The following is a 23,488-nucleotide window of genomic DNA, read 5'->3' on the forward strand; positions in this document are numbered from 1 at the left end:
CTGCTCGCCGCGGCGGTCCCGCTGGCGCGGGGCGCCGCCGCGGCCGTCCCGGTCCCTGCCCTGCCGGCCGCCCCGGCCGCCGCCGCGTCCGCGCTGCTCGCCGGGACCGTTCTCGTCGTCCAGCCGCAGGGTGAGGGAGATCCGCTGCCGCGGCACGTCCACGCCCAGCACCTTCACCCGGACGATGTCCCCGGGCTTGACCACTTCCCGCGGGTCGGACACGAACTTCTTCGACATGGCCGACACATGGACCAGGCCGTCCTGGTGGACGCCGATGTCCACGAAGGCGCCGAAGGCCGCCACGTTGGAGACCACGCCCTCCAGGATCATGCCCTCGGCCAGATCCTTGATGGTCTCCACGCCCTCCTTGAACCGGGCGGTGCGGAAGGCCGGACGCGGGTCCCGCCCCGGCTTCTCCAGCTCCTTGAGGATGTCGGTGACGGTGGGCAGGCCGAAGGTGCCGTCGGCGAAGTCGGCCGGACGCAGACCGCGGAGCACGGAGGTGTTGCCGATCAGCCCCGTCACCCCGGTGCCGCTGCGCTCGGCCATCCGCCGCACCACCGGATAGGACTCGGGGTGCACGGCCGAGGCGTCCAGCGGGTCGTCCCCGCCGCGGATGCGCAGGAAGCCCGCGCACTGCTCGAACGCCTTCGGTCCCAGCCGCGGCACCTGCCGCAGCTGTGCCCGGCTGCGGAACGGGCCGTTGCCGTCCCGGTGCGCCACGATGTTCTCGGCGAGGGAGGAGCTGACCCCGGAGACCCGGGCCAGCAGCGGGGCGGAGGCGGTGTTGACGTCCACGCCCACCGCGTTGACGCAGTCCTCCACGACCGCGTCCAGCGAGCGGGACAGCTTCTGCTCGGAGACGTCGTGCTGGTACTGGCCCACGCCGATCGACTTGGGCTCGATCTTCACCAGCTCGGCCAGCGGGTCCTGCAGGCGGCGGGCGATGGAGACCGCGCCGCGCAGCGAGACGTCCAGCCCGGGCAGCTCCTGGGAGGCGAAGGCGGAGGCCGAGTAGACCGACGCGCCGGCCTCCGAGACAAGGGTCTTGACCAGGCCGCGGCCGGGCATCCGGGCCACCAGCTCACCGGCCAGCCGGTCGGTCTCCCGGGAGGCGGTGCCGTTGCCGATGGCGACCAGCTCCACGCCGTGCTCCTCGGCCAGCGCGGCCAGCCGGTCCAGGGACTGCTCCCAGCGGCGCTGCGGGGCGTGCGGGTAGATCGTGTCGGTGGCCACCACCTTGCCGGTGGCGTCCACCACCGCCACCTTCACGCCGGTGCGCAGGCCCGGGTCCAGGCCCATGGTGGTCCGGGTGCCGGCCGGTGCGGCCAGCAGCAGATCGCGCAGGTTGGCGGCGAAGACGGCGACCGCGTCGTCCTCGGCGGCGGAGCGCAGCCGGGAGCGCAGGTCGAGCTGGAGGTGGACCAGCATCCGGGTGCGCCAGGCCCAGCGCACGGTGTCGGCGAGCCAGGCGTCGGCGGCCCGGCCGCGCCGCTCGATGCCGAACCGGGCGGCGATGGCCCGCTCGTAGGGCGAGGGCGTGCCGTCCGGCTCCCCGGTGGCGTCCGCGCTCTCCGCGGCCGGGTCGAGGGTCAGCTCCAGCACGTTCTCCTTCTCGCCGCGCAGCAGGGCCAGCACCCGGTGCGAGGGCAGGTCGGTGAACGCCTCGGCGAAGTCGAAGTAGTCGGAGAACTTGGCGCCGCGCTCCTCCTCGCCCTCCCGCACCCGGGAGACCAGGCGGCCGTGCGTCCACATCCGTTCGCGCAGCTCGCCGAGGAGGTCGGCGTCCTCGGAGAACCGCTCGGCGAGGATGGCGCGGGCGCCGGCGAGCGCGGCACCGGCGTCGGCGACGCCCTTGTCCGGGTCGGCGAAGCCGGCGGCGGCGGTGTGCGGGTCGGTTCCGGGCTCGCCGAGCAGCAGATCGGCGAGCGGCTCCAGGCCGGCCTCGCGGGCGATCTGCGCCTTGGTGCGCCGCTTGGGCTTGAAGGGGAGGTAGATGTCCTCCAGCCGGGCCTTGGTGTCGGCGGCGAGGATCCTGGCCTCCAGTTCCTCGTCGAGCTTGCCCTGCTCGCGCACGGATTCGAGGACGGCGGTGCGGCGTTCCTCCAGCTCGCGGAGGTAGCGCAGCCGTTCTTCGAGGGTGCGCAGCTGGGCGTCGTCGAGCCCGCCGGTGGCCTCCTTGCGGTAGCGGGCGACGAACGGCACGGTGGCACCGTCGTCGAGCAGGGCGACGGCGGCGGCGACCTGCCCCTCGCGTACGCCGAGTTCCTCGGCGATCCGGCGGTCGACGGAACGGCTGGCAACGGTCTGGGTCACGGTGCTTCCGGGGCGGGCCCCTGTCTCCTCACTGTGCGGATCCGGCGCGCGGGACGGCGTTCGGCGCCGGGGGTGACTGCGCGGCACCCGGCCTGCATTCTGGCAGGCCCCGCCGACAGCCGTCCCGGCGCACACGCCGGTAGGGCCCGCGGGCCGTCCCCGCAGGGCGGACAATGGGGACATGGGGACTACGGAGCGGGAGGCGGACGCGGCGGCGGCCGGGGTGCCGCCGGCGGGCGGGATGCTGTGGGAGTGCACCGGCGAGCTGCGCATGGTGCTGTCGCTGCCCGCCGCACTGACCCTGCAGGTGGCGCACCCGGCGGTGGGCGCCGGGGTGGACGCGCATTCGGTGTTCCGCACCGATCCGTGGGGCCGGGCGGAGCGCTCGCTGCGCTCGGTCCAGCTGTGGGTGTACGGCGGGGAGCAGGCCGTGGCCGAGGGGCGGCGGGTGCGCCTGCTGCACCGGGAGATCGGCGGCACCGACGCCCGGGGCCGGCCGTACCACGCGTGGGAGCCGCGCCTGTACGGCTGGGTGCACGCCACCGGCTTCCCGGTGATGCGGCATGCCTGGCGGATCGCCGGGCAGCGGCCGTTCACCGCGGAGGAGGAGGCCCGGCTGTATGCCGAGTGGCGCGGGGTGGGCCGGCTGCTGGGTCTGCGGGAGCGGGACATCCCGGCCGATCCGGAGTCGTTCCGGCCGTACTGGCGGGCCATGCTGGAGGAGGTGGAGGCGACCGTCGTGGTGCGCGAGCTGCTCGACGTGCACCGGCGGGTACCGCCGCCGGACCGGGGGCCGTGGCCGGTGCGGGCGCTGCTGCGCGCCCTGTGGCCGGTGCTGTGGCCGCCGCTGGCGCGCGGCCACCGTTTCCTGGTCGTGGGGTTCATGCCGCCGGAGGCCCGGGAGGCCCTCGGTCTGCCCTGGTCGGCCCGGCAGGAGCGGCGGCTGCGCCGGTTGGGCCGGCTGCTGGCCGCGGTCGTGCCGCGGCTGCCGGAGCGGCTGCGCTACCTGCCGCTGGCGGCGCGTGCCCGGCGGGACCTGCGGGCCGGGCGTGCCCGGCGGCCGGATCAGCGGCGGGAGCCGGCCCGCTGATCCGCCGCGCTCCGCTCCGCGGCACCGGTGCGGTCCAGGTGCTCGCCCTCCACACCGGCCTCGGGCAGCACCCGGTCCAGCGTCCGGGGCAGCCACCAGGCGGACCGTCCGAGGAGCGCCAGCACCGCCGGGACGATGGTCATCCGGACCAGGAAGGCGTCGAACAGGACGGCCGCGGCCAGGCCGAAGCCGACCATCTTCACCATCACCTCGGAGGAGGACGCGAAGCTGGCGAAGACGGAGATCATGATGACGGCGGCCGCGGTGACCACCCGGGCGCTGTGGCGGAAGCCGGTCACGATCGCCTCCCGGGGCGCCTCGCCGTGCACGTACGCCTCGCGTATCCGCGTCACCAGGAACACCTCGTAGTCCATGGCCAGGCCGAACACCACGCCGATCAGGAAGATCGGCATCAGGCTCATCACCGGGCCGGTCTGCTCCACGCCGAACACCCCGGCCAGCCAGCCCCACTGGAAGACCGCCACCACCGTGCCGAAGGCGGCGAAGACGGAGAGCAGGAAGCCCAGCGCGGCCTTGAGCGGCACCAGCAGCGAGCGGAACACCACGGTCAGCAGCACGAAGGCCAGCCCCACCACCACGGCCAGATAGGGCAGCAGGGCGCTGTTCAGCTTCTGCGAGACGTCGACGGCCATGGCGGTCTGGCCGGTCACCAGGATGCGGGCGCCGGNCCAGCGCGGCCTTGAGCGGCACCAGCAGCGAGCGGAACACCACGGTCAGCAGCACGAAGGCCAGCCCCACCACCACGGCCAGATAGGGCAGCAGGGCGCTGTTCAGCTTCTGCGAGACGTCGACGGCCATGGCGGTCTGGCCGGTCACCAGGATGCGGGCGCCGGTCTGCTCCCCCAGGGCACCGGCCTCCGCGCGGAGGGTCTGCACCAGGTCCTCGGTGGCCCCGCTGCTGGGCCGGGAGCCGGGGATCACGGTGACCGTGGTGGTGTCACCGGCCTCGTCCGGCTGTCCCGGCCGCACCGCGGCCACGTTCTGCAGGCCGGAGACGGTGCGGGAGAACCGTTCGGCGACCTCGGTGGGCCCGCCGGTTCCCGGACCGGCTCCCGCGGTGTCCACCACGACCAGCAGGGGCCCGTTGAAGCCCGGACCGAAGGACTCGGAGATCAGGTCGTAGGCGCGCCGCTCGGTCGTGGACCGCGGCTGGGAGCCGGCGTCGGGCAGGCTGAGCTCCAGCCGGGCGGCCGGGACGGCGACGACGCCCAGCACGGCCACCGCGCCGGCCAGCACCGGCAGCCGGCGGCGGACCACCAGCCGGGCCCAGCGGGCGCCCGCGGTGGGGCGGCCGTCGCCGGCGCGCACCGCCCGGCCGTGCACATGGCGTCCGGCGAGGCCGAGCAGCGCCGGAATCAGGGTGACGGCGATCAGCACGGCCACCGCCACGGCCCCGGCCGCGGCCAGGCCCATGGTGGTCAGGATGGGGATGCCCACCACGGAGAGCCCGACCATGGCGATGATCACGGTGAGACCGGCGAAGACCACGGCCGAGCCGGCGGTGCCCACGGCCAGCCCGGCGGCGTGTTCGCGTCCCCGGTCCCCGGCCNGTGGTCAGGATGGGGATGCCCACCACGGAGAGCCCGACCATGGCGATGATCACGGTGAGACCGGCGAAGACCACGGCCGAGCCGGCGGTGCCCACGGCCAGCCCGGCGGCGTGTTCGCGTCCCCGGTCCCCGGCCAGTTCCGCGCGGTAGCGGGTGACGATGAACAGCGCGTAGTCGATGCCGACCGCCAGGCCGAGCATCATGGCCAGGATCGGGGTGGTGCTGTTCAGCTCCAGCGGGCCGCTCAGCGCGCTGATCACCAGGACCGAGACGGCGACCCCGGTCAGCGCGGTGATCAGCGGGAGTCCGGCGGCGACCAGTGAGCCGAGTGCGATCACCAGCACCACCGCGGCCACCGCCACGCCGACCGCCTCGGACAGTCCGGTGGTGGGCAGTTCGGCCAGCGCGTCGCCGCCGATCTCCACGGTGAGCCCGGCCTCCCGGCCGGTCGCGGCGGCCTCGCGCAGCGCCGCGCGGTCGGCCTCCTCCAGCGCGGTGGCACCGACCCGGTAGGAGACCTGGGCGTAGGCGGTGGTGCCGTCCGGGCTGACGGCCCCGGCCCGGTAGGGGTCGGTGACCGAGGCGACCTCCTCGGCGCCGGCCCGCAGTTCCCCGGTGACCTGCCGGACGGTCCGCCGGACCTCCGGGGCGGTGACCGCGGTGCCCTCGGGGGCGCGGAAGACGACCCGGGCGGTGGCTCCTTCGAAGGACCGGCCGGGGTAGCGCTCGGAGAGCAGGTCGAAGGCCCGCTGCGCCTCGGTGCCGGGCACGGAGATCTCCTCCGAGGGCCTGGAGTCGCTGACGGTGCAGGCGGTGCCGGCCAGCCCGAGCAGGAGCGCCCATATCAGGACGAAACTCCAGCGACGGCGGAAGGACAGGCGTCCGGCGTGGTAGAGGAGGTTCGCCATGCTGCGCTGCTCCGATCGGCGGCGGGTGCACTCGGTCGTCACGGAGCGTCCGAGTACCCCGGCCGCTGCGGGCCAAGGGGGGCCGCCCGGGCCGCCGGTGCGGCGGGCCGGGTGCCGGAACCGGCGGTGTTCAGCGGCCGGCGCGCAGAGCGGGGAGGATCAGCGCATCGGCGAAGCGGGCCAGGAACTCGGCGTCGGCGTGGGTGCCCTCCACCAGCGGGCGGGTGAGCATGGCTCCGATGAAGGCGTGGGTCAGGAACTCGGTGGCCGGATTGCCCGGGGCGAGTTCGCCGCGCTCCACGGCCCGCCGCAGCACCCGGTGCAGCATGCCGGTCTCGGGCTCCAGCAGGGTCTCCCGCACGGCGCGCAGCAGGCCGGGGTCGCGCTGCCCGGCGTGCAGCAGGCCCTGGAGCAGTTCGGCGTTCTCCCGCGCCTCCGCGGAGACGCGGCGGATCATCTCGTGCAGGTCACCGGCGAGCGATCCGGTGTCGATGCCCTCCAGTGAGACCCGTTTGCCGTGCAGCAGGGCCGAGATGACGAGCTGCAGCTTGGTCTTCCACTGCCGGTAGAGGGTGGCCTTGCTGGACCGGGTACGGGCGGCGACGGCGTCCATGGTGAGCGCGTCGTAGCCGCGCTCGCGCAGCAGTTCCAGGACGGCCTCGTACAGCTCCTGCTCCCGCTCCGGGGAGAGCCTGCTCCGGGCGCCGGGCCGTACCGGAGCGCCGGCCGTGTGTTCCGTCATCCCGTTCCGCCCCTTCGTGACCTGCGCAAGCCCTCGCACACCATAGCCGCCGGCCGGGTGTCCGGCGGCGGGCCCGGTCTGCCGTCCGGCGACTACGACCGCCCCGGGACGCTGGCGGGCGCGTTCGGCCCCGGCGACCGGATCGTGCTCGTCTCCGGCAGCGAGCCGGGACGGCGGGTGCCGCAGCACCGCGCGGTCATCGACGCGGCCCGCCGGGCCGGAGCCGGGCTGCCGGCCTGCACCGGCGTGCTGGGCGGCCTCGGCCGCGGACTTCGCCCTGGCGGACGACCACCGGGGGACCGAGCGGCTGATCCTGGACGGAGACGCTGCTGGACATCGACGACGCCATCGCCCGCGGGCTGCCGGCGGCCACCCCCGGTGATCCGGCCCGGCTGATCGGCCGTCCCGCCACGCCGCCGGCCGAGGCCCTCGCCCGGTCCCCGGCCGGCTGAGCCGGCCCGGCCGGGCCGGCTCAGCGGGCGGGCGGATCGGTGAACGTCTCGCCGGCGGCGGCCTTGGCGGCCAGCAGCGCGGGCGGGGCGAACCGCTCGCCGTAGCGTTCGCGCAGTTCCCCGGCGCGGGCCAGGAACCCGGCCGGTCCGCCCGGATAGCCGTTGATGTACTGGAGCACCCCGCCGGTCCAGCCGGGGAAGCCGATGCCCAGCAGCGAGCCGACGTTGGCGTCCGCGACCGAGCCCAGCACCCCTTCCTCCAGCAGCCGCACGCTCTCCAGCGACTCGGCGAACAGCATCCGCTCCTGCATGTCGCGGAAGGGGATCTCCGGCGCCCCGGCCGGGCGGGCGAAGTGCTCGCGCAGCCCGGGCCACAGGCCGGCCCGCTGCCCGTCCTCGGTGTAGTCGTAGAAGCCCGCTCCCCCGGCGCGGCCGGTGCGGCCGAACTCCTCGACCATCCGGTCGATCACCGCCTCACCGGGGTGCGGCTGCCGTACCACGCCGACGGCCTCGGCCGCGGCCCGGGCCTCGTCACGGATGCGGCGCGGCAGGGTGAGGGTCAGCTCGTCCAGCAGGGCGAGCACCCTGGCCGGGTAGCCGGCCTGGGCTGCGGCCTGCTCCACCGAGGCCGGGTCGGCGCCCTCGCCGACCAGCGCCACGCCCTCGTTGAGGAACGTCCCGATCACCCGGGAGGTGAAGAAGCCCCGCGAGTCCCGCACCACGATGGGGGTCTTGCCCAGCAGGCGGACCAGGTCGCAGGCGCGGGCCAGGGCCTCGTCGCCGGTCTTCTCGCCGCGGATGATCTCCACCAGCGGCATCCGCTCGGCCGGGGAGAAGAAGTGCAGCCCGAGGAAGTCGGACTGGCGGCGGGTGCCCCGGGCCAGCTCGGAGATGGGCAGGGTGGAGGTGTTGGAGCAGAGCAGCGCGTCCGGGGCCACGGCCTCCTCGGTCTCCTGGAACACCCGGCGCTTGAGCCCGGCGTCCTCGAAGACCGCCTCGATCACCACGTCGCAGCCGGCCAGTGCGGCCGGGTCGGCGGTGGGGGTGATCCGGGCCAGCAGCGCGTCCCGCTCCGCGGCGGTGGTGCGGCCCTTGGCGACGGCCTTGTCCAGCAGCCGGACGGAGTAGTCCCGGCCGCGCTCGGCGGCCTCGGCGGAGACGTCCTTGAGCACCACCTCCAGGCCGGCCCGGGCGCAGGCGTGGGCGATGCCGGCGCCCATCATGCCGGCGCCGAGCACGGCCACCCGGCGGGCGGTGCGGCGGGGGACGTCCCGGGGGCGGCCGGCTCCGGAGTTGACCCGCTGGAGGTCGAAGAAGAACGCCTGGATCATGTTCTTCGCGGTCTGGCCGGTGGCCAGCTCGGTGAAGTAGCGGGCCTCGATGAGCTGCGCGTTGTCGAAGTCCACCTGGGCGCCCTCGACCGCGGCGGCCAGGATGTTGCGCGGCGCCGGGCAGGGGGCGCCGCCGGTCTGCTTGCGCAGGGTGGCCGGGAAGGACGGCAGCTGGGCGGCGAGGGCGGGGGTGGCCGGGGTGCCGCCGGGGATGCGGTGGCCGGCCACGTCCCAGGGCTGGCGGGCCTCGGGGTTCGCCTCGATGAAGGCGCGGGCGCGGGCCGCGAGCTCCTCCTCGGTGGCCGCCAGCTCGTCCACCATGCCCAGTTCCAGGGCGCGGGCGGGGCGGTGGCGCTGCCCCTGGAGCAGGATGTTGAGCAGTGCGTCGGCGATGCCGAACATCCGCACGGTGCGCACCACTCCTCCGCTGCCCGGGAGCAGCCCGAGGGTCACCTCGGGCAGGCCGATCCGGGTGCCGGGGGCGTCCAGCGCGATGCGGTGGTGGCAGGCCAGCGCGATCTCGTAGCCGCCGCCGAGCGCGGCGCCGTTGATGGCGGCGACCACCGGGCGGCCCAGGGTCTCCAGACGGCGCAGCAGGCGCTTGAGCGCCATGGTCCGGTCGAAGACGCCCTGCGCGTCCTCCGGTCGGGTGCGGAGCAGCATGTTCAGGTCGCCGCCGGCGAAGAAGGTCTTCTTGGCGGAGGTGATGATCACTCCGCGTACGCCGTCGCGCTCGGCCTCCAGCCGGTCGACCACGCCGGCCAGGGAGGCGGCGAAGGCGGCGTTCATGGTGTTGGCGGACTGGGCGGGGTCGTCGAGGGTGAGGGTGACGATGCCCTGCTCGTCGCGTTCCCACCGGATGACCTCCCGGCCGGGGTCGGCGGCGGTGGCGGCGGCGGTTCCGGTGGCGGCGGTCTCGGGGGCCGGGGTCGGCTCGGGCATGATGAGGGTCTCCGGGTGGGTGGGAAAAGGTCGCGTGGCGCGGACGGGACGGACCGGACGGACGGGACGGCGGCCCGGGCTGCCCGGCGCCGCGGGCGGCGGTCTGCTCAGAGCCGCTCGACGACGGTGGCGATGCCCATGCCACCGCCCACGCACAGCGTGGCCAGGCCGTACCGCAGGTCGCGGCGCTCCAGTTCGTCGATCAGGGTGCCGAGGATCATGGCGCCGGTGGCGCCCAGCGGGTGTCCCATGGCGATGGCCCCGCCGTTGACGTTCACCTTGTCCAGGCTCAGCCCCATGTCCTTGACGAAGCGGAGCACCACCGCGGCGAACGCCTCGTTGATCTCCACCAGGTCGATGTCGTCGATGGTCATGCCCGCGCGGGCGAGTGCCTTGCGGGTGGCCGGGGCCGGGCCGGTGAGCATGATGGTCGGCTCGGAGCCGGTGACCGCGGCGGAGACGATCCGGGCGCGCGGGGTGAGCCCGTGGCGCTCTCCGGCCTCCCGGCTGCCGACCGCCACCAGCGCGGCACCGTCCACGATCCCCGAGGAGTTGCCCGCGTGGTGCACATGGTCGATGCGCTCCACCCAGTGGTACTTCTGCAGGGCGACCGCGTCGAAGCCGCCGAGTTCCCCCATGGCGGCGAAGGACGGCTTCAGCCCGGCCAGGCTGTCCGCGGTGGTGCCGGGCCGGATGTGCTCGTCGTGGTCCAGGACGGTCAGGCCGCCGCGGTCGGTGACCGGGACCACCGAGCGCGCGAACCGGCCCTCCTTCCAGGCGGCCGCGGCGCGCTCCTGGGAGAGCGCCGCGTACTCGTCGACGTCGCGCCGGGAGAAGCCCTCGATGGTGGCGATCAGGTCGGCACCGATGCCCTGCGGCACGAAACCGAGCTCGAAGTTGGTCATCGGGTCCATGGCCCAGGCGCCGCCGTCGGAGCCGATGGGCACCCGGGACATCGACTCCACCCCGCCGGCCAGCACCAGGTCCTCCCAGCCGGAGCGGATCTTGGCGGCGGCCAGGTTGACCGCCTCCAGGCCGGAGGCGCAGAAGCGGTTCTCCTGGACGCCGGCCACGCTGTCCGGGAGGCCGGCCGCGATGGCGGCGATCTTGGCGATGTCGGAACCCTGGTCGCCGTGCGGGGAGACCACGCCGAGCACCACGTCGTCGATGGCCGCCGGGTCCAGGCCGGGCAGCCGGCGGCGCAGTTCGCCGATCAGCCCCACGACCAGGTCCACGGGCTTGACGGTGTGCAGGGCGCCGCTGGGCTTGCCCCGGCCGCGCGGAGTGCGGATGGCCTCGTAGACATAGGCTTCGCTGCTCATCGTGTCTCCCTGTCGGCCGCGGTGCCGTTACCGGGTGGCAGACCCTGGCCGGATCATAAGAACGTGTTTCACTTTTCTCAAGGGTAGCGCGCGCCGGCCGGGGACGGAGGGGCCGCGCCCCTCCGCTTCCGCTCCGGCATCCGCATCCGCATCGGGACCGGTGATCCGGCCGATACGTACCTGCCTGCCGCCCGGTAAGTCCTCGCCGCGGGGACGGCCGCGGAACCGACCGGGAGGGGACGGGACGGAATGAGCGCCGCCGCCGCGCGGGTCTGCGGCATCATGGCCTGCGACCGGCCGGGGGCGGCCCGGGCAGCCCCCAGTCCCGGGCGACCTCCGCCGCGTCCGCGCCCGGCAGGGCGGGGGCGCGGCGCAGGCGCCCGGGGGTGGCGGAGAACCGGGGCGCCGGAGCCGGCTGGACGGTCCCGGCATGCTCGGCGAACGTGGCGCGGGCGGCCAGATGGGGGTGGCCCGGGGCCTCGCGGAGCGAGAGCACCGGGGCCACGCAGGCGTCCGAGTCCTGGAACAGCCGGGCCCACTCGTCGCGGGGGCGGGTGGCGAAGCGGGCGGCGATGGCGGCGCGCAGCGCGGGCCAGCGGGCCGGGTCGTCCCGGTCCGCCAGGTCGCCCTCCAGGCCGAGGATGCGGGTGAACTCGGCCCAGAATCGCGGTTCGAGGGGGCCGACGGCCAGGTAGCCGCCGTCCGAGGCGGCATAGGTGTCGTAGAAGGGGACGCCGCCGTCCAGCAGATTGGCGCCCCGGCGGTCCTGCCAGGCGCCGGCCGCCAGCATGCCGTGCAGCATGCTGGTCAGGTGGGCGGTGCCGTCCACGACGGCGGCGTCGACCACCTGGCCGGTGCCGGTGGCGCGGGCGTGGTGCAGGGCGGCGAGCACGCCGACGGCCAGGTAGAGCGAGCCGCCGGCGTAGTCGCCGAGCAGATTGGCCGGGATGGCGGGCGGGCCTCCGGGGCGGCCGGTCAGGCCCAGGGCTCCGGTGACGGCGATGTAGCCGATGTCGTGGCCGGCCCGGTCGGCCAGCGGCCCGTGCTGGCCCCAGCCGGTCATCCGGCCGTAGACCAGACGGGGGTTGCGGGCCAGGCAGCTCTCCGGGCCGACGCCGAGCCGCTCGGCCACACCGGGCCGGTAGCCCTCGATGAGGATGTCGGCGCGCCCGGCCAGCTCCAGCACCCGGGCCGGGCCGTCCGCCGCCTTGAGGTCGATCAGCACCGAGCGCTTGTTGCGGTTGGTGACGTCCTGGGCCGGGTCGATGGCGGGCCAGCCGTCGCCGGGGCGGTCCACACGCACCACGTCGGCGCCCAGATCGGCCAGCAGCATGGCGGCGAACGGGCCGGGGCCGATTCCCGCCAGCTCCACCACCCGGACCCCGGTGAGCGGACCGTCGGCTCCGCCGTTCCCGCCGTCCGGCTCCGCCGCCGGCGGCGTGCCCGGCCCGCTTCCCGCCTGGGCTGTCCGCGCTTCCTGCGCTGTCATCGTGCGTTCGCTCCCGGTCCTGTCGCCGCATTCCGGCTCCGTGCCCCGCCCCGTGCCCGGCCCCGTGCCCGGCGGGGCGATGATAAGAACACGTTTCAGTCTTCTCAAGCACCACGGGACGCGGCCCCCGGCCCGCGCCGAAACTCCGTGGCAGGCACCGGCGGCGCTGCGCAGACTGGCCCCATGGAGACCTTGCCGCGCGACGCGTACACGCTCACCACGACCTACCTCAACACCGCCTCGCACGGAGTGCTGCCCGCCCCGGCGGTGGCCGCGCTGCGGGAGGCGACGGCGGAGATGTCCGACGGCCGGATGTCCGTGGCCCGCTTCCTGGAACGCGCCGAGCGGGCCCGCGCGGACTACGCCGCCCTGGTGGGCACGGTCCCGGAGCGGGTCGCCCTCGGCTCCTCGGTCGCCGGTCACGCGGCCCTGGTCGCGGCCGCACTGCCGGAGGGCGCCGAAGTGGTGGCCCCGGAGGAGGACTTCGCCTCCGTCCTGACCCCGTTCGACCGGCGCGGCGGGCTGCGGCTGCGGCTGGTGCCGCTGGAGAAGCTGGCCGATGCCGTCCGGCCGGAAACGGCGCTGGTGGCGTTCAGCGCGGTGCAGTCCGCCGACGGGCGGCAGGCCGATCTGCAGGCGGTGCGGGCGGCGGCCCGCGAGCACGGCGCGCGCACCATGGCCGACCTCACCCAGGCGGGCTGGATGCCGGTGTCCGCCGAGGACTTCGACTACACGCTGTGCGGGGCCTACAAGTGGCTGGTCTGCCCGCGCGGCGTCTCCTTCCTCACCGTGCCGGAGGACTTCGGCGGCCTGCGTCCGCTCAACGCCGGGTGGATCGCCGGCGAGGACCCGTGGGCGAGCTGCTACGGCCCGGTGGCCGAACTGGCCCGCAGCGCCCGCCGGTTCGACGAGTGCCCGGCCTTCCTCCCGTACGCCGGTGCGGTGGCCTCGCTGGGCTTCGTCCGGCGGCTCGGCATCGAGGCGGTCCGGGACCACGATCTCGCGCTGGCCGCCCGCTTCCGGGCCGGGCTGGAGCGGCTGGGCAGGGAACCGGTGGCCGGCGAGGCGCCGGTCGTCTCGGTGCCGGGGCTGGGCGGGGCGGCCGGCCGGCTGGCCGAGGCCGGGATCGTGGCCGCCGTCCGCGCCGGACACCTGCGGGTGTCGTTCCACTTCTACAACACCGAGGACGACGTCGACCGACTGCTGAACGCCCTGGACACCCCGGCGGCGGGCGGCGGAAGGTGAACAGAATTCCCGTACTGGCGAGTAACGACGTCTAGCCAGCACGGAAACGGCGGCCTTATGGTGCGCCCATGCCGAACGTGCCCGACCTGCCCGATGTCGTGCTGTGGTCGATCCCCGCCTTTGTGGTGCTCACCGTCCTGGAAATGGTGAGCTACCGCATCCACCCGGACGACGACGCGGCAGGCTACGAGACCAGGGACACCGCCACCAGCCTCGGCATGGGGCTGGGCAGCCTCGGCTTCGACCTGCTGTGGAAGGTGCCCATCGTGGCCGTCTACGCGGCGGTGTACGAGCTGTCCCCGCTGGAGATACCGGTGCAGTGGTGGACGGTGCTGCCGCTGATCATCGCCCACGACTTCTGCTACTACTGGTCGCACCGCAGCCACCACGTGATCCGCATCCTGTGGGCCTGCCATGTGGTGCACCACTCCAGCCGCAGGTTCAACTTCTCCACGGCGCTGCGCCAGCCCTGGACCACCTGGTCGGTCTGGCCGTTCTATCTGCCGCTGATCGCGCTGGGCGTGCACCCCGCACTGCTCGCCTTCCTCTCCTCGCTCAACCTCACCTACCAGTTCTGGATCCACACCGAACGGGTGGGCAGGCTGCCGCGCCCGGTGGAGTCGGTGCTCAACACGCCCTCGCACCACCGGGTCCACCACGCCTCCCAGGGCAGCTATCTGGACCGCAACTTCGGCGGCATCCTCATCATCTGGGACCGGATGTTCGGCACCTTCACCGCCGAGGAGGAGCCCTGCGTCTACGGGCTGACCAAGAACATCACCACCTACAACCCGCTGCGGGTGGCCACCCACGAGTACGCCGCCATCGCCCGTGACCTGCGCACCGCCCGCGACTGGCGGGAACGCGCCGGCTTCCTGCTGCGCGGCCCCGGCTGGCGGCCCGGGCCGCCCGGACCCGGCCGGGAACCGGCGGGCCTCCCGGACGGCACCCCGGCCGCCGCACCCGCCGCCGCGCCCACGCCGACGGACCGCGCATGAGAGGGCTCACCGCCTCCGCGGCGGCCGGCTACGCCTTCGCCGCGGTGTCCCAGATCCACGTCTTCGCCCTCACGGCGGGGGCGGACCCGGTGGCGACGGCGACCAAGCCGCTGCTGATGCCGCTGCTGGCCTGCTGGGTACTGGCCCGGCGCGGCCCCCGGCTGCTGACCGCCGCCCTGCTGTGCGGCTGGGCCGGCGACGTACTGCTGATGCCGGACTCCGAACCGCTGTTCCTGGCCGGCATGGGGGCCTTCGCCCTGGGCCACCTGTGCTATCTGCGGCTCGCCCGGACCGCCCCGGCCGCCCCCGCCCCGGGCGGGCCGGGCGCCCTCGCCGGCCGCCCGGCGGCACTGCTCGCCGCCGGCTACGGGCTGGTCTGCGTCGCCGCCGTGGCGCTGCTGTGGCCGGGGCTGGAGGCGGGGCTGCGGCTGCCGGTGGCCGCCTACAGCCTGCTGCTGACCGCCATGGCCTGGGCCGCGGCCTGCCGCCTGCGCTCCGCCGGGCTCCTCGGCGGCGCGCTCTTCCTGCTCTCCGACGCCCTGATCGCCGCCGATCTGGCCGGCTGGCCGGAACCGCCCCTGGAGCGCACGCTGATCATGGCGACCTACCTCACCGCCCAGTTCTGCCTGGCGGTGGGCGTGGTGACCGCCTATTCCGCGCCCTCCCCGGACGGCCCGGCGGGCGGCACGGAGGCGTCAAGCTCGGCCACCAGCCGCTTCGGTGCCACCACCCGGTAGCTCTCCTCCGCCCAGTCGCACAGCAGCGGGGCCCGAGGGGCGCCCTCCCCGTCCAGCGGCACCCGCACCCAGCCGGACTTGCCCAGCCCGTACCCGGCGGGCCGGGCGCCGGGCATGGACAGCGCGTGGGCGTGTGCGTCCTCCTCCGTCAGCTTGACCGTGACGGCAGGGGGATGGCTGCCGTCCTCCGCCCCCAGGAAGACGAAGATCTTCTTGTTGACCTTGATGACGCATTCGCCCCAGGGGAACTCCTCCACCGCGCCCGGCAGCCCCAGGGCGAACTCCCGCACCGCGTCCCGCACCTCGGGCCAGTCCTGTTCCTTCGTCATGCCGGCCACCGTATCCGCGGCCACTGACATCACCGCCGGCCGAGATGGGCACCGCTGCCGCCCGGAGCCGGCTCAGTCCTCGACCAGCAGCAGCAGGCTGCGCACGCTGCGCTTCAACGCACCCACGTGGTAGGCCAGTTCCTCCGGAGAGGCATGCGCCAGATCCATCGCCTCGGCGGCCTGCAGACTCTGCCCGGCGACAATCACCACGGCCTGCTCGATGGCCTGCCGGGTCGGCCGCGCGGCCTGCCGGCATCTCGGGCACAGGCCCGAATGAGGACGGGCAGGATCGATTGGTCCGAAGTCGCCCCGCCGGGCGCACAGCACGCAGCCCGTGTCGCGGGTGCCTCCGCGTTCACTCATGGGCACCACCCCCCGTTGACTCACCGTGGCCGGAGCCACGGCCCCCGTGTGAGCCGTCCGGACAGGGGTCCGCGCTTCCCTCCCCCGCGCCGTCGCATCGGCAGCGGACGACCGGCAGCGGTGAACCCCCTCTTCCGGTACGGCGTCCCCCCACCACGGTGCCCGGCCGGGACGGGCCTGTCGACGGGGATTTTGGACAGGTGCCCGCCCGCGGCCGCTCCCCGCCGGCCCCGTCCCACCAGCGCTTTCGAACGGACACCGGAAACGGGTGCGTGGCTCCAGGGACGGCGGCAACAGCAGGTGATCAACGAGGGGGCACACCGTCCGGCCCGCGGCACGGGCCGGTGCACGGTGTGACCGCGGAGGGCGGGGAGAGTGAGCGCGTTACCCATCCGTGACGAGACCGGATGTGCGCGCTCCGGGTGCGGCGGCCGGCGCCCGGGGCCGCCGCCGGCGCCGTCCGCCCGCGCCCCGGTCACCGGCTGTGGGGGGCCGGGGACGCGCCGGACGCCGCACCGGCGGCCAGCGCGTCCCGGCAGAGCCGGTCGGCCAGCCGGGTCGTCTCCGGCAGCCGGTAGCGCGGCGCCAGGTGCAGGACATGGGCGCAGGCCGCCTCCAGGGTGATCCGGTGGCCGGCCGAGACGAAGACCGGCCGCACCCCCGCGCGGGTGCGCAGTGCCCGGCCCACTTCCTCCCCCCTCTCCCCCGGACTCCCCGGCTCCCCCGGCAGCCCTTCCGCTTCCGCCGGCGCGGCGTGCGCGTCCACCAGCGGGGCACAGTCGCCGCGGGCCGGACCGGGCTCGTCGTGGCGGAAGACGAACGGATTCTTGGCCACGCCCAGGGTGCGCAGCCCGGTGAGCACGCCGAGGTGGCTGGCCAGCCCGAGGCGCCGCGGATGGGCCACGCCGTAGCCGTCGCAGACCACCAGGTCCGGGGTGCGCTCCAGCCGCCCCAGGGCCCGGAGCACCGCGGGCAGTTCCCGGAAGGCGAGCAGACCCGGCACGTAGGGGAAGGCGACCGGGCCGACCGCGGTGGCGGTCTCCAGCACCGCCAGGGTGCGGCCGTCCAGCAGCACGGCCGCGGCCGCGACCCGGCCGCCCGCGTCGTCGTAGGCCACGTCCACGCCCGCCACCGCGGCGGCGCCGGGGCTGCCGGGCGGCGGCCCCGGCTCGTCCAGCCGCACCCGGGTCCGCAGCCGTTCCTGGACGGCGACGGCCTCGGCCTCGGTGGCCGGCGTGGTGTGTTCGAGGAGCAGGCGCAGCGGCGGCATGACCGCCCACCCTAGCCCGCGCGGTTCCCGCCCGGGCCCGGGCCGGCTCAGCCGAGGTCGATACCGGCGTAGAGCGGGTGCCTGGCCATCAGGTCGGCGGCCCGCTGGGCGACGTCCCGGGCCACGCCCTCCTCGGTGACGTACTTCGCCTTGGAGGGCTTGCCGCCGGCGGCCGTGGCCGGCGCGGTGCGGGCGAGCACGGTGTGGATCAGTTCCGCGACCTCGTCCATGCCGTCCGCGCCGATGCCGCGGGTGGTGAGCGCCGGGGTGCCCAGTCGCACGCCCGAGGTGTACCAGGCGCCGTTGGGGTCGCGCGGGATGGAGTTGCGGTTGGTGACGATGCCCGCGTCCAGCAGGGCGGACTCGGCCTGGCGGCCGGTCAGCCCGTAGCCGGAGACGTCCAGCAGCACGATGTGGTTGTCGGTGCCGCCGGTGACCAGCCGGGCGCCGCGCCGCAGCAGGCCGTCGGCGAGGGACCCGGCGTTGTCGGTGATCCGCTGGGCGTAGTCGCGGAAGCCGGGCTGCCGGGCCTCGGCCAGGGCCACCGCCTTGGCGGCCATCACGTGCGGCAGCGGGCCGCCGAGCACCATCGGGCAGCCGCGGTCCACGTACTCGGCGAGGGTGTCGTCGCACAGCACCATGCCGCCGCGCGGCCCGCGCAGCGACTTGTGGGTGGTGGTGGTGACGATCTGGGCGTGCGGCACCGGGTCGAAGTCGCCGGTGAAGACCTTGCCCGCGACCAGCCCGGCGAAGTGCGCCATGTCCACCATGAGGGTGGCGCCGACCTCGTCGGCGATCTCACGCATGATGCGGAAGTTGACCCGGCGCGGGTAGGCGGAGTAGCCGGCCACCAGGATCAGCGGGCGGAACTCGCGGGCCGCGGCACGCACCGCGTCGTAGTCCAGCAGCCCGGTCTCCGGGTCGGTGCCGTAGCTGCGCTGCTCGAACATCTTGCCGGAGATGTTGGGGCGGAAGCCGTGGGTGAGGTGGCCGCCGGCGTCCAGGGACATGCCCAGCATGCGCTGGTCGCCCAGGGCACGGCGGAGCGCCGCCCAGTCCTCCTCGGTGAGGTCGTTGACGTGGCGCGCGGCGGCGCGCTCCAGCGCCGGGGCCTCCACCCGCTGGGCGAGGACCGACCAGAAGGCGACCAGGTTGGCGTCGATGCCGGAGTGCGGCTGGACATAGGCATGGGCGGCGCCGAACAGTTCGCGGGCGTGCTCGGCGGCCACCGACTCCACGGTGTCCACATTGCGGCAGCCGGCGTAGAAGCGGTGGCCGATGGTGCCCTCGGCGTACTTGTCGCTGAGCCAGTTGCCCATGGCCAGCAGGGTGGCCGGGGAGGCGTAGTTCTCGCTGGCGATGAGCTTGAGGGATTCCCGCTGATCGGCGATCTCGGCGCCGATGGCGTCGGCGATCCGGGGCTCGGCACCGCGGATCACGCCGAGGGCGCTGCGAAAGGCGAGGGACTCCGCCGATTCGGCGGGACGCGGGGCGGGCGCTGCGGTCATGACGGGCCTCCAGGACAGCACGGTCGTCGGGACGGCCCAGGCGCACGGCTCTCGTGACGGAGCCTCCGCCGCCGCGGCGGCTGCGGTCGGCTCCGGGCCGCTCCCCGATGGTCGGTTCCATCTTGACGCGCCAGTCACGGCCCGCGGCGAGCGTAGCACTCGCGGGTCCGGCGCCGCTGGGGCACGGTGGTGTGAGGTGCGGCGCCCGGGGCACGGGCGGCGCGCGGCGCGGGCCCGCCCGCGCGACCACACGTGAGCAGGCCGGGAGCAGACCGGGAGCAGCACATGAGTGAGCACACCTACCGGGTGACGGAAATCGTCGGCAGTTCCACGGAGGGGGTGGACGCCGCGATCCGCAATGCCATCGAGCGGGCCTCGAAGACCCTGCGGCAGCTGGACTGGTTCGAGGTGACGCAGATCCGGGGCCACATCGAGGAGGGGCGGATCGGGCACTTCCAGGTCGGGCTGAAGGTGGGCTTCCGCCTGGAGTCCCCCGAGGAGGAGGAGTCCTAGAGGAGAAGCCGGAGACGGAGCCTGGAGACGGGGTCCTGGGGACGGGGTCCTGGAGACGGGGTCCCGGAAGCCGTTCCGGTATCCCGGCGGCCGCGGCAGGCGGCCCGGTGCCCGCGATCCTTGCGGGCACCGGGACCGCCGCCGCGCCTCGGCGCGGGAGCCGTGCGGCCTGAAGGCTCACAGCTCAGGCCGGGACGGCCGCGGCCCGGCGGCGGCGCACCGCCTCCAGCGCGGCGACCGCGGCGGCCGCGGCCACCAGGTGCATCAGGGCCAGGGCCAGCGAGGTGCCGCCGTCGGTGTCGGCGGAGAGCGGGCCGGCGACCGAGGCCGCGCCCAGCGTGCCGGCGCGATCTGGCCGATGCGCAGGAAGACCGGCTTCCACAGGGCCAGCAGGACGGCCAGCCCGGTCCCGACGGCCAGCGGAACGGTGGAGGAGAACACGACGCCGCCGGCCGTCACCTCGTGCACGCTGTCGCCGTCCGGCAGCCGGAAGGAGGCGCCGGCCGCCGTGCCGATCAGCAGGACGAGGAGGTTGACGGCGGTGGCCGCGGCGGCGCCGGCGGGGATCGCCTGCCACCAGGCCAGGCCGCGCCGGGCGGGTGCCGGAGACGCCGGGGCTGCCGGGGGCTCCGGAGAAGGGGAGGAAACCGTGCCCGGCGGGGTGGTGCCGGGCCGGGCGTTGCCGAGGGTGTGCGGCTGCGGCTGCGGCTGCGACATGGGCGTGCCTCCTGGGACGCGATGCGGTGGGAACGTACGGCAGGGGGCGGCCGGCCCGTACAGGCGGCGACCCCGCGAAGCATCCTGCAAGTTCAACTCAGCTTGAGGTCAAGCGCGGCCCATTACCTCGCTGGTCATCGACGGCTCACGGCCGGGCCGGGCATCGTTGCGGACATCAGGTGCCGGCCGGCCCCTGGGCTCAGGTCCGAGCCCGATCTCCCCGCCCGCCCGTCCGCACGGAAGGCAGCCCGATGTCCACGACCTCCGCCTCCCCGTCCCCCCGTACCGGCCCGCCCGCCGGCCTGCTCGCCGGCACCTCCGGCGCCGCCCGGCTGCGCCGCTGGCTGGCCCTCGACGCGGCCGTCACCGGCGGCAACGCGCTCGCCTATCTGGTCCTGTCCGGGCCGCTGGGCCGGCTGTTCGGCCTGGACCCCGGGTTGCTGCTCGGCATCGGCGCCTTTCTGGCGCTCTACGCCGCGGCGGTGGGACTGCTGGCCGCCCGGCGCCGCCCGGCCCCGGGACCCGCCCTGGCCGTGGTGGCCGCCAACGGGCTCTGGGTGGTGGCGAGCATCACCTCGCTGCTGTTCCGGCTGGAGCCGACGGCCACCGGCAGCGGCTGGATCGTCGCCCAGGCGGCCGTGGTCGCCGCGTTCGCCGGCCTGCAGTACGCCGCGCTGCGCGCCGCCCGCCGCGACTGACCCCCGGGTCGGCCGCGGCTACTGCGCCCGCTCCGGGTCCGGCTGCGGGGGCGGGACCAGCCGCCGCAGTGCCGCGGCCGTCCCGGCGTCCGCCGGGACGAAGGTCTCCAGCGCCAGCTCGGAGACGGTCACGTCCACCGGGGTGTTGAACGTGGTGATGGCCGAGAGGAAGGAGAGCCGCTCCCCCGCCGTCTCGACCACCATGGGCAGGGCGGGGGCCGGTCCCCCGCCCGCCACCGCCGTGCCGCCGGGTGGCAGCGGATAGGCGGCGACCTCCTCGTACAGCTCGCGCAGCGGCACGGACCGGGCCGGAGCCATCTGGCGGCGCATCTGGGCCAGCAGATGGCCGCGCCACTCCCGGAAGTTGCAGATCCGCGGCGCCAGGCCCTCGGGGTGCAGGACCACCCGCATGGCGTTGACCGGCGGCGCGAGCAGCCAGGGCGCGACCCCGTCGAGCAGCAGCGCGATGCCCCGGTTGAACGCGTGGACCCGGTACAGGCTGTCCACCACCAGCGCGGGGCTCGGCTCCAGGCCGGTGAGCATCCGCTCCAGCCCCCGGCGCAGCGCGGTCATCCCGGCCGCGTCCAGCGGGGTCTCCGGATAGTGCGGGGCATGGCCCGCCGCCACCAGCAGCGCGTTCCGCTCCCGCACCGGCACCTCCAGATGCTCGGCCAGCCGCAGCACCATCTCCTGGCTGGGACGGGTCCGGCCGGTCTCGATGAAGCTGATGTGCCGGGCCGAGGAGCCGGCCCGCAGCGCCAGTTCGAGCTGGCTCACCCCCTGGCGCCGCCGCCACTCCCGCAGCAGCGGGCCCACCCCCCGGCCGGTGCCGTCCGGCGTCACCACCACGCTCATGCCCCGACCCTACGCTCAGGCTCTTGCCTGCGGGCCGCGGGCTGACACAATCGAGCGGACGCGGACGGACCGGACACCAACGACGAGACACGCCACAGGAATTCGGCCGGGAGGCGCAGTGCCCGTCAGCAGTTTCACCGTCGACATCACCGGCACCACCGGCATGCGGACCGGCGAGTGGGCCGAGGGGGAGGAGTTCCTCATCCTGCCCGACCGCCGGGAGGGCATGCACGAGGCCGCCGCCCGCATCCGGCTGCTGATGGCCGAGTCGGAGGACGGCGAGCCGCTGTTCACCCGGTCCCCCGCGCGGCGGCCGGCCGGCGAGGTCACGGTCGCCGAGGTGGAGAAGCGGCAGGAGCTCCGCGCCCAGCTCCCGCACCCGGTGCTGGAGCTGACCGGCCCGGACGGCACCCCGATGGCCCGGGTGCGGCCGGAGCAGCCGGGCACCCCGGAGCCCGTGTCGTTCGCGGTCACCGATGCGGCGAACCGGCCGCTGGCCCGCTTCCTGCGCTCCCCCTCCCGGATCGGCCGCCGGGCCTACTGGCGCATCGAGCCGGCCGACGGCAGCCCGCCGATCACCGGTCACCGCGGCACCTGGCCCGGCTGGATCGGCTTCGTGCTCACCTTCCCGCTCTGGCTGGTCTTCGCCCTCGGCTCCCTGCTGGTCACCATCCTCACCCTGGGCGAGGTGGCCGAAATGCTGATCTGGGGCGCGCCCAAGCGGGTCACCTGGCGCCGCCGCTGGGCACCGCCGGTCACCGGCAACGCCCTCGACTTCCGCTATCTGCGCACCGGCTACCGCTGGAACCCCCGCCTGCTCGACGCGCGTCTCGCCTATTCCATGGCCGCCCTCCACTACTTCCACAAGATGCACAAGGACTGAACCGCGCCCCGGACGAGCGGCCGTGCGGTCCCGGGCGCGGGGTCCTCACCGCGCCGCGGCGGGGAGCGGGCGGCGGCCGTCGGTCAGTACGGCGGCGGCCACGTCCACGGCCGCGTACTCCGCCCAGCCGGCGGCGGTGGAGAAGGACACCGTGGCCGGGCCGAGGCGGCGCTGCAGCAGGACTGGCGGACGGTGACGCCGCTGACGGCCCGGCGCCGATCCGCACCCGGCGCAGCCCGGCGGGCCGCCGGAGCAGCCGGGCGTCGGTGCCGGCGGTCCGGATCAGGTCGCGGCGGACCGACCGGTGGCGGCGGCGGAGGCCGCCCCCGCGCCCGGGGAACGCGGATGAGACCACCCGCCGCGGCTTGGTATGGTTGACCTGTCGCCGCGCACCACCCCAGGTCGCGCGCACCCTGTCCGGGTGGCGGAATGGCAGACGCGCTAGCTTGAGGTGCTAGTGCCCGTTAAGGGCGTGGGGGTTCAAGTCCCCCCTCGGACACCACGAAAACCCCAGTTGACCTGGGGTTTTTCTTTTCCCGGCCGGGCGCCACGCAGTGTCATCGGGTGCACACGGAACGCCGGGGGGCCGGGTTAAGGTGACGGCATGTCAGATACTGTGCTTCCCGACCCTGACACCCCCTTCGGACGGCGGGTGCGGGACCGGCTGGCGGCCGAGCGGGTCGTCTGGTTCACCACGGTGGGCCCGGACGGCACCCCGCAGTCCAACCCGGTGTGGTTCGTGTGGGAGGACGGCGGCTTCCTGGTCTACAGCCTGACCGGGGCCCGCCGCCTGTCCCACATCCAGGACCGGCCGCGGGTCTCGCTGCACTTCGACAGCGACGGCGAGGGCGGTGACATCGTGGTCTTCTCCGGCCGGGCCCGCCGCCTGGAGGGCCCGCCGCCGCCGCACGAGAACTCCGCCTACGCCGGCAAGTACGGCGAGGCCATGGGCCATGTCGCGGGCAGCCGGGAGAAGTTCGGCGAGGCCTACTCCGTCCCGGTGCGCATCGACGTCACCGGCGTGCGCGGCCACTGATCCCGCCCCCCTCGTTCCGCAGACCCCCGCCGGCCGGGGGTCTGCCGCATTTCCGGTCCCGGACCGCGCGGCCGGACACCTCTCCGCCGGTTCCGCCCCCTCCCGGCGGCAGCCCGGAACCCCGCCGGACGTTTTCCCGCGAATCCGGGTGGGAATCGGGCGAAGGACCGGTG

20 protein-coding genes, 1 tRNA gene and 3 pseudogenes are annotated in these 23,488 nt (G+C 75.1%); 10 read left to right on the forward strand and 14 right to left on the reverse strand.

Annotated elements, in window-relative coordinates; all coding sequences use genetic code 11:
* Nucleotides 1-2,316, reverse strand: a 2,316-nt coding sequence (locus GQS09_RS10575) for a Tex family protein (protein ID WP_313896078.1), incomplete at its 3' end; no start/stop codon positions are given.
* Nucleotides 2,317-2,497: 181 nt separating this feature from the next.
* Between GQS09_RS10575 and GQS09_RS10580 the strand changes: the two genes are divergently transcribed.
* The gene (locus GQS09_RS10580) at nucleotides 2,498-3,406 is read left to right on the forward strand and encodes an oxygenase MpaB family protein (protein WP_243761292.1); all 909 of its coding nucleotides are present in this window, start codon (nucleotides 2,498-2,500) and stop codon (nucleotides 3,404-3,406) included.
* On the opposite strand, the pseudogene GQS09_RS30935 reads toward GQS09_RS10580, so the two are convergent.
* The 3 genes and pseudogenes from GQS09_RS30935 to GQS09_RS10600 all read right to left on the reverse strand — a co-directional run.
* A pseudogene (locus tag GQS09_RS30935) lies at nucleotides 3,382-4,876 on the reverse strand (MMPL family transporter); the annotation flags it as partial. The gene GQS09_RS10580 and the pseudogene GQS09_RS30935 overlap by 25 nt on opposite strands.
* 112 nt (nucleotides 4,877-4,988) lie before the next feature.
* Nucleotides 4,989-5,885 (reverse strand): annotated as a pseudogene (locus tag GQS09_RS10595) (MMPL family transporter); the annotation flags it as partial.
* A 130-nt stretch (nucleotides 5,886-6,015) separates the two neighbouring features.
* On the reverse strand, nucleotides 6,016-6,627 hold the full coding sequence (locus GQS09_RS10600; RefSeq protein WP_165985761.1) for a TetR/AcrR family transcriptional regulator: 612 nt from the start codon (nucleotides 6,625-6,627) through the stop codon (nucleotides 6,016-6,018).
* A 90-nt stretch (nucleotides 6,628-6,717) separates the two neighbouring features.
* On the opposite strand from GQS09_RS10600, the pseudogene GQS09_RS29315 reads away from it, so the two are divergent.
* Nucleotides 6,718-6,946: pseudogene (locus tag GQS09_RS29315) on the forward strand (KR domain-containing protein); the annotation flags it as partial.
* A 153-nt stretch (nucleotides 6,947-7,099) separates the two neighbouring features.
* Here the strand turns inward: GQS09_RS29315 and GQS09_RS10605 are convergent.
* From GQS09_RS10605 to GQS09_RS10615, 3 genes are all read right to left on the reverse strand, one after another.
* The gene (locus GQS09_RS10605) at nucleotides 7,100-9,352 is read right to left on the reverse strand and encodes a 3-hydroxyacyl-CoA dehydrogenase NAD-binding domain-containing protein (RefSeq protein WP_165985762.1); all 2,253 of its coding nucleotides are present in this window, start codon (nucleotides 9,350-9,352) and stop codon (nucleotides 7,100-7,102) included.
* A gap of 107 nt (nucleotides 9,353-9,459) precedes the next feature.
* On the reverse strand, nucleotides 9,460-10,674 hold the full coding sequence (locus tag GQS09_RS10610; RefSeq protein ID WP_165985763.1) for an acetyl-CoA C-acetyltransferase: 1,215 nt from the start codon (nucleotides 10,672-10,674) through the stop codon (nucleotides 9,460-9,462).
* 280 nt (nucleotides 10,675-10,954) lie between these two features.
* On the reverse strand, nucleotides 10,955-12,163 hold the full coding sequence (locus GQS09_RS10615) for a CaiB/BaiF CoA-transferase family protein (protein ID WP_165985764.1): 1,209 nt from the start codon (nucleotides 12,161-12,163) through the stop codon (nucleotides 10,955-10,957).
* 183 nt (nucleotides 12,164-12,346) lie between these two features.
* Here GQS09_RS10615 and GQS09_RS10620 point away from each other — a divergent pair, with 183 nt between their 5' ends.
* The 3 genes from GQS09_RS10620 (at nucleotide 12,347) to GQS09_RS10630 (ending at nucleotide 15,143) form a co-directional block, all read left to right on the forward strand.
* Entirely contained in the window at nucleotides 12,347-13,408 is a 1,062-nt protein-coding gene (locus GQS09_RS10620) for an aminotransferase class V-fold PLP-dependent enzyme (protein WP_165985765.1), read from the forward strand.
* Nucleotides 13,409-13,476: 68 nt separating this feature from the next.
* Nucleotides 13,477-14,406: a sterol desaturase family protein gene (locus GQS09_RS10625; protein WP_165985766.1), complete on the forward strand. Its 930-nt coding sequence runs from the start codon at nucleotides 13,477-13,479 to the stop codon at nucleotides 14,404-14,406.
* Nucleotides 14,403-15,143, forward strand: coding sequence for a lysoplasmalogenase (locus GQS09_RS10630; RefSeq protein ID WP_165985767.1), 741 nt, complete (start codon nucleotides 14,403-14,405; stop codon nucleotides 15,141-15,143). The genes GQS09_RS10625 and GQS09_RS10630 overlap by 4 nt, the downstream gene beginning before the upstream one ends.
* Here the strand turns inward: GQS09_RS10630 and GQS09_RS10635 are convergent.
* The 4 genes from GQS09_RS10635 to GQS09_RS10650 form a co-directional block, all read right to left on the reverse strand.
* Complete coding sequence (locus tag GQS09_RS10635; RefSeq protein WP_165985768.1) at nucleotides 15,056-15,472, reverse strand: MmcQ/YjbR family DNA-binding protein; 417 nt, start codon at nucleotides 15,470-15,472, stop codon at nucleotides 15,056-15,058. The two genes, GQS09_RS10630 and GQS09_RS10635, sit on opposite strands and share 88 nt — an antisense overlap.
* 72 nt (nucleotides 15,473-15,544) lie before the next feature.
* Nucleotides 15,545-15,835 (reverse strand): hypothetical protein, encoded by a 291-nt coding sequence (locus GQS09_RS10640; protein WP_165985759.1) that lies wholly within the window; start codon nucleotides 15,833-15,835, stop codon nucleotides 15,545-15,547.
* Nucleotides 15,836-16,310: 475 nt separating this feature from the next.
* Nucleotides 16,311-17,105 (reverse strand): endonuclease V, encoded by a 795-nt coding sequence (locus tag GQS09_RS10645; protein WP_165985769.1) that lies wholly within the window; start codon nucleotides 17,103-17,105, stop codon nucleotides 16,311-16,313.
* 47 nt (nucleotides 17,106-17,152) lie between these two features.
* A complete protein-coding gene (locus GQS09_RS10650; RefSeq protein WP_165985770.1) occupies nucleotides 17,153-18,613 on the reverse strand; it encodes a glycine hydroxymethyltransferase in 1,461 nt (486 codons plus the stop codon).
* Between the two features lie 285 nt (nucleotides 18,614-18,898).
* Here GQS09_RS10650 and GQS09_RS10655 point away from each other — a divergent pair, with 285 nt between their 5' ends.
* The gene (locus tag GQS09_RS10655) at nucleotides 18,899-19,126 is read left to right on the forward strand and encodes a dodecin (RefSeq protein WP_165985771.1); all 228 of its coding nucleotides are present in this window, start codon (nucleotides 18,899-18,901) and stop codon (nucleotides 19,124-19,126) included.
* A gap of 184 nt (nucleotides 19,127-19,310) precedes the next feature.
* Here the strand turns inward: GQS09_RS10655 and GQS09_RS30940 are convergent, their stop codons facing one another.
* Both GQS09_RS30940 and GQS09_RS10660 read right to left on the reverse strand, forming a co-directional pair.
* On the reverse strand, nucleotides 19,311-19,463 hold the full coding sequence (locus tag GQS09_RS30940) for a DUF6069 family protein (RefSeq protein ID WP_399552474.1): 153 nt from the start codon (nucleotides 19,461-19,463) through the stop codon (nucleotides 19,311-19,313).
* The gene (locus GQS09_RS10660) at nucleotides 19,391-19,843 is read right to left on the reverse strand and encodes a DUF6069 family protein (RefSeq protein WP_165985772.1); all 453 of its coding nucleotides are present in this window, start codon (nucleotides 19,841-19,843) and stop codon (nucleotides 19,391-19,393) included. The genes GQS09_RS30940 and GQS09_RS10660 overlap by 73 nt, the downstream gene beginning before the upstream one ends.
* Before the next feature lie 251 nt (nucleotides 19,844-20,094).
* Between GQS09_RS10660 and GQS09_RS10665 the strand changes: the two genes are divergently transcribed.
* Nucleotides 20,095-20,541, forward strand: coding sequence for a hypothetical protein (locus GQS09_RS10665; RefSeq protein ID WP_243761293.1), 447 nt, complete (start codon nucleotides 20,095-20,097; stop codon nucleotides 20,539-20,541).
* An 18-nt stretch (nucleotides 20,542-20,559) separates the two neighbouring features.
* On the opposite strand, the gene GQS09_RS10670 is transcribed toward GQS09_RS10665, so the two are convergent.
* Nucleotides 20,560-21,396: a helix-turn-helix domain-containing protein gene (locus GQS09_RS10670; protein ID WP_165985773.1), complete on the reverse strand. Its 837-nt coding sequence runs from the start codon at nucleotides 21,394-21,396 to the stop codon at nucleotides 20,560-20,562.
* A 118-nt stretch (nucleotides 21,397-21,514) separates the two neighbouring features.
* On the opposite strand from GQS09_RS10670, the gene GQS09_RS10675 reads away from it, so the two are divergent.
* The 3 genes from GQS09_RS10675 to GQS09_RS10685 all read left to right on the forward strand — a co-directional run bounded on the left by GQS09_RS10675 (nucleotide 21,515) and on the right by GQS09_RS10685 (nucleotide 23,315).
* Nucleotides 21,515-22,279 carry a hypothetical protein gene (locus GQS09_RS10675; protein WP_165985774.1) on the forward strand — a complete coding sequence of 255 codons (765 nt, stop codon included), beginning with the start codon at nucleotides 21,515-21,517 and terminating at the stop codon, nucleotides 22,277-22,279.
* 415 nt (nucleotides 22,280-22,694) lie between these two features.
* Nucleotides 22,695-22,781, forward strand: a tRNA-Leu gene (locus GQS09_RS10680).
* Between the two features lie 102 nt (nucleotides 22,782-22,883).
* Nucleotides 22,884-23,315, forward strand: a complete 432-nt coding sequence (locus GQS09_RS10685) for a TIGR03667 family PPOX class F420-dependent oxidoreductase (protein WP_165985775.1) — start codon at nucleotides 22,884-22,886, stop codon at nucleotides 23,313-23,315.
* Nucleotides 23,316-23,488 lie beyond the last annotated feature (173 nt).

The organism is Streptomyces sp. YIM 98790 (assembly GCF_011421595.1).
In the GTDB taxonomy this organism is placed as follows: domain Bacteria; phylum Actinomycetota; class Actinomycetes; order Streptomycetales; family Streptomycetaceae; genus Streptomyces.

Bases quoted from the DNA above. Each gene is read 5' to 3' on its own strand.
- GQS09_RS10580 (WP_243761292.1), top strand. From the start codon at position 2,498: ATGGGGACTACGGAGCGGGAGGCGGACGCGGCGGCGGCCGGGGTGCCG.
- GQS09_RS10600 (WP_165985761.1), bottom strand. From the start codon at position 6,627: ATGACGGAACACACGGCCGGCGCTCCGGTACGGCCCGGCGCCCGGAGC.
- GQS09_RS10605 (WP_165985762.1), bottom strand. From the start codon at position 9,352: ATGCCCGAGCCGACCCCGGCCCCCGAGACCGCCGCCACCGGAACCGCC.
- GQS09_RS10610 (WP_165985763.1), bottom strand. From the start codon at position 10,674: ATGAGCAGCGAAGCCTATGTCTACGAGGCCATCCGCACTCCGCGCGGC.
- GQS09_RS10615 (WP_165985764.1), bottom strand. From the start codon at position 12,163: ATGACAGCGCAGGAAGCGCGGACAGCCCAGGCGGGAAGCGGGCCGGGC.
- GQS09_RS10620 (WP_165985765.1), top strand. From the start codon at position 12,347: ATGGAGACCTTGCCGCGCGACGCGTACACGCTCACCACGACCTACCTC.
- GQS09_RS10625 (WP_165985766.1), top strand. From the start codon at position 13,477: ATGCCGAACGTGCCCGACCTGCCCGATGTCGTGCTGTGGTCGATCCCC.
- GQS09_RS10630 (WP_165985767.1), top strand. From the start codon at position 14,403: ATGAGAGGGCTCACCGCCTCCGCGGCGGCCGGCTACGCCTTCGCCGCG.
- GQS09_RS10635 (WP_165985768.1), bottom strand. From the start codon at position 15,472: ATGACGAAGGAACAGGACTGGCCCGAGGTGCGGGACGCGGTGCGGGAG.
- GQS09_RS10640 (WP_165985759.1), bottom strand. From the start codon at position 15,835: ATGAGTGAACGCGGAGGCACCCGCGACACGGGCTGCGTGCTGTGCGCC.
- GQS09_RS10645 (WP_165985769.1), bottom strand. From the start codon at position 17,105: ATGCCGCCGCTGCGCCTGCTCCTCGAACACACCACGCCGGCCACCGAG.
- GQS09_RS10650 (WP_165985770.1), bottom strand. From the start codon at position 18,613: ATGACCGCAGCGCCCGCCCCGCGTCCCGCCGAATCGGCGGAGTCCCTC.
- GQS09_RS10655 (WP_165985771.1), top strand. From the start codon at position 18,899: ATGAGTGAGCACACCTACCGGGTGACGGAAATCGTCGGCAGTTCCACG.
- GQS09_RS10660 (WP_165985772.1), bottom strand. From the start codon at position 19,843: ATGTCGCAGCCGCAGCCGCAGCCGCACACCCTCGGCAACGCCCGGCCC.
- GQS09_RS10665 (WP_243761293.1), top strand. From the start codon at position 20,095: ATGTCCACGACCTCCGCCTCCCCGTCCCCCCGTACCGGCCCGCCCGCC.
- GQS09_RS10670 (WP_165985773.1), bottom strand. From the start codon at position 21,396: ATGAGCGTGGTGGTGACGCCGGACGGCACCGGCCGGGGGGTGGGCCCG.
- GQS09_RS10685 (WP_165985775.1), top strand. From the start codon at position 22,884: ATGTCAGATACTGTGCTTCCCGACCCTGACACCCCCTTCGGACGGCGG.